19 protein-coding genes are annotated in these 13,966 nt (G+C 59.6%); 13 read left to right on the top strand and 6 right to left on the bottom strand.

Annotated features, from left to right (window positions below; all coding sequences use genetic code 11):
• Positions 1 to 204: 204 nt before the first annotated feature.
• The 3 genes from IVB40_RS07870 to IVB40_RS07860 form a co-directional block, all read right to left on the bottom strand.
• Positions 205 to 501, bottom strand: a complete 297-nt coding sequence (locus IVB40_RS07870; RefSeq protein ID WP_247438578.1) for a hypothetical protein — start codon at positions 499 to 501, stop codon at positions 205 to 207.
• Positions 502 to 577: 76 nt separating this feature from the next.
• A complete protein-coding gene (locus IVB40_RS07865) occupies positions 578 to 1,858 on the bottom strand; it encodes a DUF892 family protein (RefSeq protein WP_247438575.1) in 1,281 nt (426 codons plus the stop codon).
• A gap of 975 nt (positions 1,859 to 2,833) precedes the next feature.
• On the bottom strand, positions 2,834 to 4,405 hold the full coding sequence (locus IVB40_RS07860; RefSeq protein ID WP_247438573.1) for a porin: 1,572 nt from the start codon (positions 4,403 to 4,405) through the stop codon (positions 2,834 to 2,836).
• A 492-nt stretch (positions 4,406 to 4,897) separates the two neighbouring features.
• Here IVB40_RS07860 and IVB40_RS07855 point away from each other — a divergent pair, with 492 nt between their 5' ends.
• The 7 genes from IVB40_RS07855 to IVB40_RS07825 all read left to right on the top strand — a co-directional run bounded on the left by IVB40_RS07855 (position 4,898) and on the right by IVB40_RS07825 (position 8,143).
• Entirely contained in the window at positions 4,898 to 5,776 is an 879-nt protein-coding gene (locus IVB40_RS07855) for a recombinase family protein (protein WP_247438571.1), read from the top strand.
• Positions 5,777 to 5,820: 44 nt separating this feature from the next.
• Positions 5,821 to 6,186, top strand: a complete 366-nt coding sequence (locus tag IVB40_RS07850) for a hypothetical protein (protein WP_247438569.1) — start codon at positions 5,821 to 5,823, stop codon at positions 6,184 to 6,186.
• Positions 6,183 to 6,347, top strand: coding sequence for a hypothetical protein (locus IVB40_RS07845; protein WP_247438567.1), 165 nt, complete (start codon positions 6,183 to 6,185; stop codon positions 6,345 to 6,347). The genes IVB40_RS07850 and IVB40_RS07845 overlap by 4 nt, the downstream gene beginning before the upstream one ends.
• A 68-nt stretch (positions 6,348 to 6,415) precedes the next feature.
• Complete coding sequence (locus IVB40_RS07840) at positions 6,416 to 6,625, top strand: hypothetical protein (protein ID WP_247438565.1); 210 nt, start codon at positions 6,416 to 6,418, stop codon at positions 6,623 to 6,625.
• Positions 6,615 to 7,076, top strand: coding sequence for a hypothetical protein (locus IVB40_RS07835; RefSeq protein WP_247818560.1), 462 nt, complete (start codon positions 6,615 to 6,617; stop codon positions 7,074 to 7,076). Before IVB40_RS07840 ends, IVB40_RS07835 begins: the two co-directional genes overlap by 11 nt.
• 135 nt (positions 7,077 to 7,211) lie before the next feature.
• Positions 7,212 to 7,724 (top strand): hypothetical protein, encoded by a 513-nt coding sequence (locus IVB40_RS07830; protein WP_247438552.1) that lies wholly within the window; start codon positions 7,212 to 7,214, stop codon positions 7,722 to 7,724.
• Positions 7,721 to 8,143: a hypothetical protein gene (locus tag IVB40_RS07825; protein ID WP_247438550.1), complete on the top strand. Its 423-nt coding sequence runs from the start codon at positions 7,721 to 7,723 to the stop codon at positions 8,141 to 8,143. Before IVB40_RS07830 ends, IVB40_RS07825 begins: the two co-directional genes overlap by 4 nt.
• 53 nt (positions 8,144 to 8,196) lie before the next feature.
• On the opposite strand, the gene IVB40_RS07820 is transcribed toward IVB40_RS07825, so the two are convergent.
• Complete coding sequence (locus tag IVB40_RS07820) at positions 8,197 to 8,433, bottom strand: hypothetical protein (RefSeq protein WP_247438548.1); 237 nt, start codon at positions 8,431 to 8,433, stop codon at positions 8,197 to 8,199.
• Between the two features lie 594 nt (positions 8,434 to 9,027).
• Here IVB40_RS07820 and IVB40_RS07815 point away from each other — a divergent pair.
• Both IVB40_RS07815 and IVB40_RS07810 read left to right on the top strand, forming a co-directional pair.
• Complete coding sequence (locus IVB40_RS07815) at positions 9,028 to 9,507, top strand: hypothetical protein (RefSeq protein ID WP_247438546.1); 480 nt, start codon at positions 9,028 to 9,030, stop codon at positions 9,505 to 9,507.
• Between the two features lie 2 nt (positions 9,508 to 9,509).
• Positions 9,510 to 10,223, top strand: a complete 714-nt coding sequence (locus IVB40_RS07810; RefSeq protein ID WP_247438544.1) for an SOS response-associated peptidase — start codon at positions 9,510 to 9,512, stop codon at positions 10,221 to 10,223.
• A gap of 73 nt (positions 10,224 to 10,296) precedes the next feature.
• On the opposite strand, the gene IVB40_RS07805 is transcribed toward IVB40_RS07810, so the two are convergent.
• Positions 10,297 to 10,539, bottom strand: a complete 243-nt coding sequence (locus IVB40_RS07805) for a hypothetical protein (protein ID WP_247438542.1) — start codon at positions 10,537 to 10,539, stop codon at positions 10,297 to 10,299.
• Positions 10,540 to 10,696: 157 nt separating this feature from the next.
• Between IVB40_RS07805 and IVB40_RS07800 the strand changes: the two genes are divergently transcribed.
• From IVB40_RS07800 to IVB40_RS07785, 4 genes are all read left to right on the top strand, one after another.
• Complete coding sequence (locus IVB40_RS07800; RefSeq protein WP_247818559.1) at positions 10,697 to 10,996, top strand: hypothetical protein; 300 nt, start codon at positions 10,697 to 10,699, stop codon at positions 10,994 to 10,996.
• Positions 10,997 to 10,998: 2 nt separating this feature from the next.
• Entirely contained in the window at positions 10,999 to 11,919 is a 921-nt protein-coding gene (gene ligD / locus IVB40_RS07795; protein ID WP_247438538.1) for a non-homologous end-joining DNA ligase, read from the top strand.
• A gap of 2 nt (positions 11,920 to 11,921) precedes the next feature.
• Positions 11,922 to 12,140: a hypothetical protein gene (locus IVB40_RS07790; RefSeq protein ID WP_247438536.1), complete on the top strand. Its 219-nt coding sequence runs from the start codon at positions 11,922 to 11,924 to the stop codon at positions 12,138 to 12,140.
• A gap of 887 nt (positions 12,141 to 13,027) precedes the next feature.
• Positions 13,028 to 13,735 carry a Crp/Fnr family transcriptional regulator gene (locus IVB40_RS07785; RefSeq protein WP_247438534.1) on the top strand — a complete coding sequence of 236 codons (708 nt, stop codon included), beginning with the start codon at positions 13,028 to 13,030 and terminating at the stop codon, positions 13,733 to 13,735.
• Here IVB40_RS07785 and IVB40_RS07780 read toward each other — a convergent pair.
• The gene (locus tag IVB40_RS07780; RefSeq protein WP_247438532.1) at positions 13,732 to 13,956 is read right to left on the bottom strand and encodes a hypothetical protein; all 225 of its coding nucleotides are present in this window, start codon (positions 13,954 to 13,956) and stop codon (positions 13,732 to 13,734) included. The genes IVB40_RS07785 and IVB40_RS07780 overlap by 4 nt on opposite strands.
• Between the last annotated feature and the right edge of the window lie 10 nt (positions 13,957 to 13,966).

The following is a 13,966-nucleotide window of genomic DNA, read 5'->3' as shown; positions in this document are numbered from 1 at the left end:
CCGTAGGTCTGCATTAGGCGGTCAATCACTTGCATCTTAAGCACCCTGAAAGCACCTCAACGGCGCAACGGGCGACTCGTTCCATTTACGGAACAGCCTGCTTTCCGAAAAGCTTTGGACCGCATACTGAGGCTATCTATCCGGCGTTGAATCGGTGGAAGGGTTGGGCCTCCACCACGCTTGCACTGGAGATGCCTGTACGAATTAAGCTGGCGCAAACGACACGCCTTTGGAAGTCCCATTCGTCCGCCATAACCCCATCATCTGGGTGTTAGGACCGGTCTCGCTCAAACGAAGCGCGCTTGCTGCGATGATCTTGCGGTGGTTATCCAGGATTTCGGCGGGGGCACCGCTACGAATTAGAATGTTGCGGGCTTCCGCCAGCGCGTCAATTTTCTCATTTACCACTAAGAATATCTCGTCGGGCGTACCCTTTCCGGCAGCTAGCAGGCGAAGGCGCAGCTCGATAACCTGCAGAGCTTCTACCGGAAGCGACAGCATCGGACACCAATAGAACACTGCGCGCACTCCGAAACAAGAATAAGGGCCGCTCCGACAGACGGCCCGTTGTTCGCTGCTATTCTTCCTCGGCGGTCTGTTCGATAGCCTGGGGCATCCTCGCGACCGACATTAGCGTGCGTGCGATTTGATTGAGAAGCTGATCCGCATTTTCCTCCTCCGCCAGCGACTTCGACAAGAGCGCCACGATCGCGCTGTGGCGCAATTGCTGGGCCAGATTTTTGGCAGTCGTGTAAGCGGACGCCTCATAGTGCTCCACCCGCTGGGCCGCGCCAATCAGCGCAAGGTCCGCGATGGCGTCTTCCTTCTTTTCTCCCTCAGCCATGACCTCCTGACCTTCTTCGACAAGGCCCATCATGCCCTTGCAGGGCTTGGCCCGCGCCGTCTCCCCCAGAAGCGAAAAACACTCGTTCAGCCGCTCGATTTGGGCTTCGGTCTCTACAAGATGCTCCTCAAAGCACTCGCGCAACCGAACGAAGCGCGCAGCTTCCGCCATTTTGGGAAGCGCCTTGGTGAGCTGCTTCTCGGCGTGCAGGATATCTCTCAACTCGTCGACCAGCAGCTCACTTATGCCCCCGGGCGCCGTGGGAGGTGAACTTTCCGCCTTGATCAGTGCTTCCCCGTCGGGGTCGCTGATGGACAGGGCTGGAGAAGATAAGAATTCCCAATCGCCTCCCTCATTCCAAGGTCCCCTTGTATCTATCTCGCCCTCATCGCCGGTGCCGGTTGAATCGTTGAAGAACTGATCAACGAGACCAGGCGTGGGGGCGATCTTCCCAATCGAGAACGCCGGCTTCTTCATGCTTTCGAGTGCGGCGGCGAAAGCTTTCATGTGCGTAATCTCGCGCGTCATGAGAAATTGAAGCGCATCCTTCGTGCCCGCATCGTCGCAGAAGTTGATAAGTCGCTCGTAGACGATCTTGGCCCGCGCTTCGGCAGCGATGTTGCTGCGCAGATCAACGTCCAGCTCCCCGGTGATTTTCAGGTAGTCCGCCGTCCAGGGATTGCCCTGCGAGTTGAAGAGATTGACGCCGCCGCCTCCGGCGATGGCGATGAGCGGATCGGCTTCCGCTTTCTCACGGTCGAATTTCGTCGGCTTTAGATGAAGACGTGCGAGGGAGCCGACGACTTCAAGATGGCTGAGTTCTTCAGTACCGATATCCATCAGAAGGTCTTTACGGTCGGGATCCTCGCAGTTCAGGCCCTGGATCGAATATTGCATCGCGGCCGCGAGCTCCCCATTGGCCCCGCCGAACTGCTCAAGAAGCATGTTGCCGAAACGCGGATCCGGCTCGTCCACGCGAACAGTGTACATGAGCTTCTTCACGTGATGATACATGATGACCTCTGAGGCTAAGTCCCGGAAAGTTCGATCACCAATTCCTCAGCGCAGCGTATGTTCCTGGTTACGCTCCTGCCTTCGAAGGCTTTGGCTCGTCAAGCGCGTCAAGTAGGGGGACGCGTCATCAGCAACCGCGAAGCAACCCGCTTCACGCAGCTTCGGCTGAGAACCCGCCGCTCAAAACCTCGGCCGCCGCGGCGCCGGCACCCGACGCAGCCTCTCTCCGATCATCACAGCCCCGGAGCCGGTAAGGCTCAGCTTTCTAAGCGCCAGCCCGACAAGGCGGGGATCGGGTTGGCCGTGCTCGACATCATCGTCGCAGGCGGTCGCCTCGATGAATTCACCGACCGCTAACGAGAGAGAGGTAGTGCTTCAGTTCGGGGTTGGAGTCTGCCAGGTGCCAGAGGCTAAATTCCACTGTTCTGGTCGAGAATTTCTCGCACGCGTAACGCGAGCTTTGCCTGAGATATCGGCTTTTCCAGTAGATTAACGCCCTCGTCGAGTCTTCCCTGGTGAACGACAGCGTTGCGCGAATATTGGAAGTCAGCGAAGTGGCGTCATGCTCAAGTCAAGTCGCGAACCTCGGTCTGGCAGCCCAGCCTCGCGGAATGACAGGGGCAAGTTGCGGTAGGATGCGCCCGAGGTGTTGACGCGCGACGACGGCCTCGAGGAAGCCCGACGCATCCCGCGCCGAGCTCTTAAAGCTCGAATCGCGCTTAACACCCTTTCCGCGTGCGAAAAAATTCCGCGTCGATCTGCACGGCCGGATCGGCTATGACCACAGCAAGGCATGCGAGATCAAAGGCCGCCGCCGGCCGTGACAAAGGCCGGAACGAATCTTCCTTGAAGGACTCGAACTCGTAAACTTGCTCCTGAAGACAGCAAAGCCCTCGGCAGTTGCCCGCCGAGGGCTTTGAGGAGCTCTCGGCAGTTACCCGCCAAGAGCTCCAATGCGCAGTCGTTAGACCGAACTTACCAGTTGCGCTGAGCGCGGAGGAGCAGGGTGAGCGTGTCCTGGTCCTTGAGCTCGTAGACTGCAGCCGGCTTAGCTGTGACACCCGAGGGGGCCACGGCAACCACGCCGGAGTACTTCTGGTCGAGATGCGTCCAGGCCAAATCAGCCGAGAACGTCAGGTTCTTGACCGGGGTCCAGCGGGTGATCAAACCGACCTGGCCGATGGCGAAGTCAGGGTTACACGAGGTAACGCCAGCCACAGCCGCGCCAGTGGCGAACGTGCCACCAACACCGCAGATAGCGGCCTTGCCGAGCGAGCCGTACTGCGCCTGAGCGTAAGCACCGTAGATCGCCGTGTTCCAGTAGGCATCCCAGTTATGGGTGTAAGCACCGCGGAAGCCCCAGGTCTTGATCGTCTCCTGCTGGCTACCCGTGACATACACGGTGTCCGGAGCATTGGCGAAGCCAACGCTCTGGTAGGCAGTGCCGGAAGAGCCGAACATCGAGTAGGCGCTGCCCGCGAGATTCTGGAAGTTGTAGCGGGTCGCACCGTCGGTGTAGACGCCCTGGATGTTGATCACGTCACCCGCACCAGTCGGGATGTTCTTGATCGACAGAGCAAGCTGAGCAGCCCAACCCCACTTGTCGTCGGGGTGGCCAGTCGGCTCGGTGGCGCCGTAGTAGGCAACGTGGTTGTCATGCGCAGCGACCGACGCCTGGAACAGACCCCAGGCCTGGTCGACACGAACCATAGCAACGAGGTTCGGCGAACGTGTACCGCCGATGCCGTTGGAGCCGTATGAGCCACCAACGATGCCAGCGACGCTTCCGCCCGACAGGTTCAGGTTACCGGCATCATAGTAGGCCGCCCGATCTTCAGCCGAGAACGCCGCAGTGACGCCCTGACCGAAGTCAGCGGTGTAGGAGAACTGGTTGACACCAGTGACAGTGCCGGAACCGCCGACGAGGCTGTCGTAGTTGTTGCCGGGATAGTTGGTCCAGGGCGCGTCGAACTGCGACACGGCCTTACCCATGGTGAAGCCAGCGAACTGGATGAAGGCGTAGTACACGCCGAGCGAACCGCCCGAGGTGCCGCCGTCAGTCGGGTTGACCGAGGAACCAACGAGCGACGGGGTCGCACCCGCGGTGTTGAGGGCCAGCGTGTTGCTGTAGGCGGTGCCGCCGAAGGCGCTGCCGGTGCCGTTGTAGTTGCCGGTGGTCCAGGAGAACACGCCGTCGAAGAAGGTACGGACAACGCCGTATTCGGTCGCGGTGCGCGTGTCGATGTTGAGATCTTCACGAGCGCGCATGGTGTAGTAGTTCGTCAGACGGTTGCGGGAACCGTTGTTCGTTACGAACTGCCCACCGTAATCCGAGTTGGTGTTCAGCGCGACTTCAGCGCGCAGATAACCACCCAGCTTGATGCAGGTGTCGGTGCCCGGGATGTAGTAGAAACCCGCGCCGTAAAGGGAGCAGATCTTCACGTATTCGACCGCTTTGGCCTTCACGGGGAGATCGGCTGCCTGCGCTCCGCCAACCGCGATCAGACCCGCCGCGGAACCGAGCAAAAGGCTCTTAACCAACTTCATGTTAAACCTCCAAGTTTGCCATAGGGAAGGTTCCGGATCCGCTGGGTGAAGACACCCTAAGGTTGGTTCCCTTGTCCCTTAAATTCACCGCTTAGCCGCTTCGCGCCTTCGGACACACCCGCTAACGCGAGGGACTTAAGCGAACCACCTAAGACAGGACGACCTCGGGATGCCCCCCTCCGTCGCCCAGTCACCATGATCGATGGTCCCTGCACACACAACAACAGAACGCTTCGAAACGGGCCGACGAAGCTTGTTTTCAGACAGGTGTTGCACAAAAATCACGCAGCATTGTGGGGAAAGATTTCATTTAAGCCATTGTAGAATATGACCATTTTGGCGCTCACGACCGCGTGAGTGGTCGCCCACGAACGGCCTTCCCGGCGGGAACATGCAAGCTCCCTAACCGTGGAAGCTGAAAAAACGCATGCTCTAACGTACGAATCGAGTGTCCGCAGACGGCGAAGGCACCCTTCGGAACCCAGGATCACCATGTCTAAAGAGAACAGCAAAAAGATCTCGGCGGCGCCGAGTTGGCTCGGCCTGACCGAAGACAGGATGTCGTTCGTGTTTCTGCCGGACCGGGCCGAAACCGTGCGAAAGATTTTCGAACTCGCGATCGGCGGGATGGGCAGCTACGCCATTGCGAATTACCTTGACGAACTAAAGGTGCCGACCTTCAGCCGTGCGCTCAACTGGGACAACACGACCATAGACTCGATGCTCAGGAACCGGGCGACCTACGGTGAGCACCAGCCCAAGTCCTTCGCCGCAGGTCATAAGAAGGGAATCCCGAGCGGCCCTCCCATTTCCGGCTATTACCCTGCAGTCATTGACAAGGCCACTTTCGATGCTGCGCAGGCGGCGCGCCAACAGAATCTGGCGCATCGCGGACGCAAAGGAAATGATCTGGCTAACATTTTCGGTGACCTATGCTCGTGTGCCTATTGCGGCGGCGAAGTCATCTTCCATCGGATTTCGAATGTGCAGGTCCTCCTATGCGAACAGGTCTTGAATGAGAGCGCCTGCAGCCGCTCCGCCTGGACATACAAAGACTTTGAGATCACCGTTCTTGCTTTTCTGGCTCACCCGGCATTGCTCGACCAAGCAAGCTACGAGCTAAAAGCACGGCTGCTCGAACTTGTTGAAGAAATCAAAGGCCTCTCTTCCGATCAGGAACGACGCTATGCGACAAGAGTGAACATCACAGTTCTTCTCAAGCGGATTGTCGGTGGCCTCCTAATTCACAGTGCAGGCAATCTCACGCTGCCTAGACATTCCTCGGCACAGATCCGGAAGGACATCGCAGGGAGGTTTCTCGTGATTCAGCTGCAAGGGGGACCGTCGTACCCTTGCATTTCAATAGGGTAGCCAACTCGTGATCTCCGGCCGGTCGATTGTAATGGAGTGAGCGTATGCGTACCTCGCCCTCGATCGTCCCGGCGGATCGTCTCGACCGCGACATCGACCTTGTCCTGGAAGACTTCGGCGCGCGGGCGGGCTGCGCATGGCGCGAGACGGACGAAGCGGACACCGATCTCGAAGCCGTGGTGCAAGGCCTCCTCTCCAGCCAGTACGTCTATCCGGTCCGGATCGTGGTGTGCTTCAATGTGGGCGAAGGATGGTCGCGCGACGCCACCTCCGACGTCGCGGACGCACTGGCGCAGCGCGCGATCGACAGCGATGACGATGTCTCAGCCGCCCTGCAAGGCTTCATCAGCGCCAATGCGACGAGGCGCTTTGATGTGCGGCTCGCGCCGCCTCTAAAGGGCACCGCATGACGTTCCGAGAGGGCAAGCCGGAAGGCCCTCCGCCGCAAAGCGAGCGCGAGCACTTCATCCGCTGCACGATCTGCGGCAAGATGCTGGACATGCGCGACCTCGGCGACGTGCTTAAGCATCTGCACGGGCAGGAGATCGAAGAAGAGCCGGCAGCGCACTGACGGAGGCCGACGGCGGTCGACTCCCGGCGCGCTTGAAGCTAGGCTTTGCGCCTCTGCAGGAGACGCGAATGCCCTACTTGACAGCCGACCAGACCCGAGACGAGCGCAACGGCAAGGTGCTCGCCGACATCTTCTGCGCGCTCTTGCTCGCTACCTTCTCCATCGTCTTCTTCGGTTGGCTCGGCGGGTCGGTGGCCTTTGTTATCGTCGAAGCTTGCCTGCTCGCGGTCGATTGGGTGCTCCCCAGCAAGACCGATGCGGCGGGCGTTGTTCGTTGACGAACTGGAGGGACGCCTTGACCTTGTGCCTGATCTTTCCGATCAGACGCAGCGTCGTCTTCATCTCTTCGGACACATCCTTGTTGTGGCGCAAGAGCTGACCGACGAAGTTGTTGGCCGCGAAGTGCTTCGACACGAACGCATCGAACTCAGGATCGAGCTTCCGCTGTCGTTGCAATTTTTTCGACGTCGTGATGATCAACGAACGGTCCCGCTTGCCGCCACCAGCTGGAATACCATTACACATCTATTGAAACGTAGCTCCCGCGACTGCGGCTGCCTTGATCTCCTCGGCCTTACGTCATCCAGCCCGGGTCGTTGCCTTCAATACGTCGTTGGCCGGACGAATGTTCGCTTGGCTGAATCCGGATGCGGCAACCGAGCGGCCGACGTCAGGCCGGATTTGAGCAGCGGTAAGCCGCCTCAATTTGCGAGATCGAGCGCTCGTTAACCAGCCAGCGTGACACGAACAGGCCGCGCGGTTTCTCCCCCTGCGCATCCGGCTGTCCACTAACCTGGGTTAATCGATTTTAGAATTTTTTTGGGGGGGGTAACTTCGAGCGCGACAGAGACGCTCGCCCAAAATTTGATTGATAGCCATACAACGAAGCCGAGCCGGCGCGCCTTTCTTGAGACGGCAATTTTTGCGGCAGCAAGCGCGACACTTTCTGCCGGCGATGGCTTGGCCGTTGAAAGCAAGCCCGATCCAATCTTCGCGGCCATCGAACGGCACCGGGCGGCTTATGCTGCGTATGACGCCACTTTGGGCGAAGATGAGTTGGAGGAGCGCATTCCTTTTGAGCTCCGGCAGTCGAGTTTCTTTGATGCCCAAAGAGGCGATCCTGACCGGCGCGTGCCGACCGATCACCCGGACTGGATTGCCCATATTGAGGAGAGCTGCAGGGCCTCGCTAGAGGAGCAGGAAGCTGCCTCGGAACTCCTTTCAACCGATGACTTAAGCCCGGCTGGCGCCGTCGCGCTTCTGGCTTACGCGCGCGATCGAGAGGACCGTGGAGATTCTTGGCCGGACTTTGAGGAAGGCTCTTGGCTTTTCCTGATGCTCTGCCGGACGGTGGAAGCGATGGCGGTGTCGGCATGACCGAAACGCAACCGCCGGCGGACTCCACCCGTGCGATCCTGCACGGCCTAGGCATCCAACAGCGTGAGCGTGAACGGGCTCTCGGTGACCTCGCCAGACTGAGGAAAGAGGCATCCGCCGAGATCACTAGGCTGATCGCCTTCCTGGACGCCTCCGACCCCTACGTCATGACCGAGCTCGAGGAGCAGCAGGACGAAGAGCCGTCTCCGGGCTGGCTGTCGGATAAGCGGTCGAGCCCGTTCGGAGATGACCTCGAACTGGACGACAGCGACGATGAGGTTGCTGGCGACGGAGAAGCTGGAGGCTCACTCAAATGCCGGTCTCGCCGCAAGGGTCGCAACGGGCCCATAGCCCATATGATAAAGGTGACCGAAAGCCATGGAATCAGGCCCTATAAGTGGGTTCATCCAGAGCGGTAACATCACGAATCCGCTGAGAATGTCTGGCAGAGAGTCCGCCGACTGAGCCGGCCTTAACCGACGAGGTCGGTCGTTAGGATAGTGAGGGCAACCCTCACCAGGGCACTGCCCTTATCGCGAACCTCAACCTTTATAAGACCATCTTGGCCTTTCGCCGTTAAGTCACGCGCAGCTTCGCCGATGGTGCGGCGGGCCTCACTGCGCGCAGCATCCAGGCCGGGCAGTTCGTGCCCATCGTCGTCAATCGTTACGCCCGTGTCATCGTAAAAATCGAAGTAATACCGCGGCATGCCAAAACCATTTGCTGGAATTAGTCTGGATTCCTAAGCCAAGTTGCACCTGTGTTCTCGCCCGGATGACTACGGTCTTCAGGCGGGAGTGCCCGCCACCTAACCCATGGAACGCCACTTCATCTCGGTGATTAATATGGTACTCTCGGCCGTCTCCCCGCAAATGCAAAACTCAATCTCGGTCTTGATCTTACTGTCGGGTTTGTCGCTCGCACTTTTGGGCGCTTGGCTTCTTTGGGGGCCGCTGAGCGTGCTAATTGTTGTTGGCGCCGCACTTTTTGCATTCGGGCTAGCCTCGATCGACTAGGACCGGCCAAGAGGCCACCTCTCCACACAGAGAACTTCGTTCGCGTCCGGGAGGACATCCGGGCCGCCCACTGAGGCTGCCTTAGTTGGTACAGGGTGTGCTACTTGACGGGCAAGTCCCACAGTTCAATGGCGAGTGCGATCGAGCTCAGCTCGGCGCTGGCGACGGGGGCCATCAGCATTTTGCTGGCCCGAATTGCGGACTTGACAAATACCTTGCGCGGAACCGAGCTCCCCCTTCTAGCACTAGGGGCTTCTCTGGTTCGCGATTCGAGCCGATATTGCGCCATGTCCGCCGCCCGCATCATCAAGCCACCACTCATGTCAGGCGGCGACCGCAAATACTTCGCCCGCGAGATCCATAAGGCCGAAGTTACCTTCGCCAATCTCCTTGAGCAGGCGGCCACGGCCCATGCGGCTGCGGACGCAGCGCGCGCCACCGCCTATGCCCTCGATTGCGCGGCTTGGAACACGGCCGTATTCATTGGGGAGCTCGATCACGCCTCGCCAACGATCAAGGCGGCCATCGCAGGAGGCTTCCCGCTCCTCGAAGTGCGCTGCGAGCATTGCAAGCACACCGAGATTATTGACCTTTCCTTGGTCGTGCAGCCCCGTGATCGTAACGTAGCGCTGATGCGTGATTTTCTTTATTGCGGCCGCTGCCAGCGCACCCTGGGCAAAAAGCGCCGGCCCGACCTGATCGGTCTGCGCCCGGCCGGCGACCCCCCACCCGCTGCACCATCACGGCGCACGAAGAAGGCCTGCTGACGATGTGCAATCTCTATAGCGTCACCACAAACCAGGCCGCGATCAGCGCGCTGTTCCGCGTTGTCAATCGCTACGTCGGCAACCTCGCGCCAATGCCGGGCGTATTCCCCGATTACAAGGCCCCTATCGTCAGGAACGGCGCTGACGGCCGCGAACTTGTTACGGCGCGATGGGGCATGCCGTCCTCGTCCAAAGCGCTGATGGACGCCACCAAGAAGCGTGCGGAGAAGCTGCAAGCCAAAGGCAAGACGGTCGATTTCAAGGAGCTGCTTCGGATGGAGCCGGACGGCGGCACAACCAACATCCGCAACGTGAAGAGCAAGCATTGGGCTAGATGGCTCGGCTTCGAGAACCGTTGCGTGGTGCCATTCAACTCATTCAGCGAGTTCAACAAGGCCGAGGGCGGCGACATCTGGTTCGCGCTCGATGAGACCCGCCCCCTCACCTGCTTCGCCGGCATCTGGACAAACTGGACCTCAGTGCGGAAGGTGAAGGAAGGCGAGACCACGAACGACCTCTACGCGTTCCTGACCACCGAGCCAAATGCCGAGGTCGGCGCCATCCACCCGAAGGCCATGCCCGTGATCCTGACCACCCCGGAGGAGGTCGAGACTTGGATGAGGGCACCGCCGGAGGAGGCCCTTAAGCTGCAGCGGCCGCTGCCGGATGGCTCTCTGCGGATTGTCGCGCGCGGGGTGAAGGAAGATCCCGTCTAACTCCGTGAATGAACAGCAGCGTCGCTATTAGGACCACGTGGGCATGGTCTGCCAATTTTCAGAACATCACCAGTCAGCGCTTTGTGGCGGTCTTTCTCTTGCTAGCTTTCTTGGCAGCCTTCTTCTCCACGCGAACGCCTTTGAACTTCTTGGCGGCCTTCTTGCCCTTCTTGGGCTTCTTCACAGCCATAAACTCGCCGGAGGTCTTGTCTCGCTTAGTATAAGCGAAAGCCCCGCCCAGCGTTGTCTTTGTTTGGGAACGCTTCTTCACGGCACCTTTCCGAGCATTGTCGCCCGTCGGCTTGTTCACTGCCATTATCATCCTCCCGATTTGCCCCCGCGCTCGGCGGGTTATCTGCCAGTTTCGGGAACGAATCAGCTCGCGTCAAATTGAATCCCGGTTCTGTGGCGTGGAGTTGTGTATGCGTCAGTCCCGTTGGATTCCGTCTATCGTCCCCGATGACGAGCCCACCGTGTATCTGGTGGCCGATGATTTCGGGCGGGCCGGCCGCGCCTGGCGCGAAGCCGACCTCGAGACGGCGGATCTGGAGACGGTCATCCAAGATCTGATGGCGGGAGAATACCGCCGGCCGATCAGGGTGGTCGCGTTCAACACCGCGGAGCGCTGGTCCCAGGACGTTTCCGAGGACATTGCGCGTGAAATCCAGCATCGCTGCGACCTGCAACTGAGCGACGTTCCCTCGCACCTTCAGGAGTTCGTCGACCGCTACGCCGCTCAGGATCTGCGGCAGTTCAGCCTACGCTTGGTTTAGCGGTGGCGTTTCAGCGAAAGAAGACGGAAGCGATTGGCGTAAAGGCGCCGTTCCCCGGATTCATCGAGCCCGCCCTTGCGACCTCGACCGACCGTGCGCCCTCCGGCGAGCGTTGGGTCCATGAGATCAAGTTCGATGGCTATCGCGTCCAGGTGCATCTCGCCAATGAAGCAGTCACCGTGTTCACCCGCCGTGGCCACGACTGGAGCAATCGCTTCAAGAAAGTCGCCGCAGATGCTTGGCACATCAAGGCTAACTCTGCGATTGTTGATGGAGAAATCGTCGTTCCTGCCGTAGATGGCACCACGGATTTTTTAGTGCTGCAAAACGAGCTCAAAGGGACCTCGACCAAAATCGTCCTGGTTGCCTTCGATCTGCTCTATCTCAACGGCAGGGATCTGCGGAAGCTCCCGCTGGATCAGCGCAAGGCGGCGTTGAAAAAGATCCTCGCGGGCAGCAACATCCAATTCAGCGAGAGCTTCGAAATCGATGGCGGCGAGATGTTCGCGCACGCCTGCAAGATCGGGCTGGAAGGTGTGGTCTCGAAGGTGCGGGACAGCGTCTATGCGAGCGGCCGCGGCAACAACTGGGTCAAGAAGACCTGCGCGCAACGCGAAACCCTGACCATTGCCGGCTTCGCGCTGGATGACGGCAAGTGGGATGGAATGTACCTTGGCAGGCGCAAGGGCAACGAGCTGATCTACGCCGGCAAAGTCGACCACGGCTTCGACAAGACGTCGGCAGCCGAGCTTCGCAACCGCCTAGAGCCGCTCAAGCGAAAGACCCAGCCCTACACCAGCCGCATCGCGCACAAGGGCATCTGGGTCGAACCGAAGCTGCTCGCCGAGATCGAGTATCGCGCCAAGTCGGCGGAGGGGAAGGTGCGACATCCGTTCTTCAAAGGCCTGCGGGAGGATCTGTGACCATGGCCCGCTTGACGCCGGCGGAGCAGATCGAGCAGAGCTACGACCTCGCAATGATGGCGTTGGCCGACTACCTCACGGACGAGCGGGATGCAGCAGCGACGGTGGCCCGCCTTATGCGCATCCTTGATCGTGACAGCCTTCGCGACGCGATCACGGAGGTCCTGGTCGACTCCCGCGTTCATCCAAGGCCGAAATCAGACGTCTCGACGGCGAGTTAACCTACGTTGCGAAAGGATCTGAGAAGGACCGTAATCGGCGGTGATTGCGGCCCTTACAGCTTACCGCGCCCCGTATCCCGTTTGCGTCAGCAAGCGCCCGGCGTATAGCACGCGCTTCACTCAGGGCTAGGTGATGCTGCTCGACCAAGCCCTGAGTTGCTAAAGCGACTGGTTCAACGTTTCGCAGGCGGGCCACTCTTGTTGCCCGGGAGTCCCTTAACCCCGCTCGGATCCTGCTGTTGCACTGTAGAATCGCCCGCTGAGCCGACAGTGCCTTGCCCGGGGGGCGGTCCGCTCTTACCGCCGGGCGCACCGCTGATGCCGGCGCCGGAGTTTTGCCCGCTAGTGGCAGTTGCAGCAGCACCAGCGGCAGGCTGGCCAGGAGGGTGCGCTGCGGAGCCAGGCGACTCTTGACTTCCGACGTTACCGGAAGCGCCAGAGTTATGTGTCTTGACGCCCTTATCGGCCTCGTTCTGCAGGTTTTGGCTGGGTGTGGCTTGCTGTGCCATGACCGGTCCTACGGACAAGGCGGAGACGACGAGCGCAGCCGACAATCTCTTCATGAGCTTCCTCCATTGTTGCCCCCCTCCTCACAACGTGGGGCCGGTCCGACATTTCCTGGCGACGGCAAATAAGCCGCCTGCTCACATGCGCAATCGAAAGGGTGAGCTGCAAGAAAGCACGACCTTGCAGGTTGCGGCCTACAGCGCGTCAGCGACCGAGAGGTATTGACCGGTCACCGCTCGTTGGGGCGGACGAAGAACCCTGAGATTGCTCGAATAGCTTTTTTAAAATAAGCCCTCACTGGCTTCAAGAACGTACACAATCATACAGTCGGTTCCCGCTAAGGAACGTTAATGCTGTGGTCCAACAAGCGCGGGACCACGATGGTTGATTTGTATATGCGGCCGTTGAATGCCCTTCTTCGGCAGATCGAGGACAGGGAGTACAAGTTATTCAGCTCCTCGTTGTCCCTTGTTGAATGCGCTCAGGGCGAAACACTCTATCATCCCGGCGACGTCGTCGACACCGTCTACTTTCCCTGCGGGCCCACTCTAATTTCTGTCACCATCGCGACCGAAGAGGACCGCGATGTAGACGCGGTTCTGATAGGTCGCGAGGGAGCGATCGGCGGGGTTGGCAGTGGCGTTCTACCATCCTATTCCAGCGTCCTTATCAGAGCTGGAGGTCCTGTCGCAAAATTGCCCGTTCGCAAGCTCAGCGATGTGAAGCATCAATCAGATAAACTGCGGCTCCTTCTTGAGCGATATTCTGAGTATTTCTTCGCTCAGCAGAGCCAGTCAGCCGCTTGCAACGCAGCACATTCTATCGAGCAACGAGCCGCAAAGTGGATCTTGCACATTATCGAACACACCGGCGCCGAACATATCACGCTTACGCACGAACGGCTGGCTGGGCTGCTCGGAATAGGCCGCAGCTATCTAAGCCGAGTCATTCAAGGTCTTAAGGCCGAAGGCATTCTCGAGACCGCTCGAGGAGAGATTCGAATCCGCGACCGGGCAGCTCTCAACCGCCGCTCCTGCGCCTGCAATCTTTGGCTGAAGAAGCACTATGCCAAGGTCGTCCTTCCCTAACCATCTGCGGACTTCGGAGCGCCTTTCTTAATTGCGCGAAGGGCTCGTAGCCCGACTGCTTTGAGGTCGCCTAGATTGGTTTGCCCAGCGCTCGCGGCCTCCCTCACTTGCTCCGCGATGAACTTGCGGGTCTCATGATCGCCGCCGTGCGGCAAGGAGGCACACACTTCCTCCAGAACGACATCCATGTTCGCTTGCACGCGGCGGCTGAACTCGCTCACGGTGATCTCC

The organism is Bradyrhizobium sp. 40 (assembly GCF_023100925.1).
GTDB lineage: Bacteria > Pseudomonadota > Alphaproteobacteria > Rhizobiales > Xanthobacteraceae > Bradyrhizobium.
This window is presented reverse-complemented; position numbering and strand designations above follow the sequence as displayed.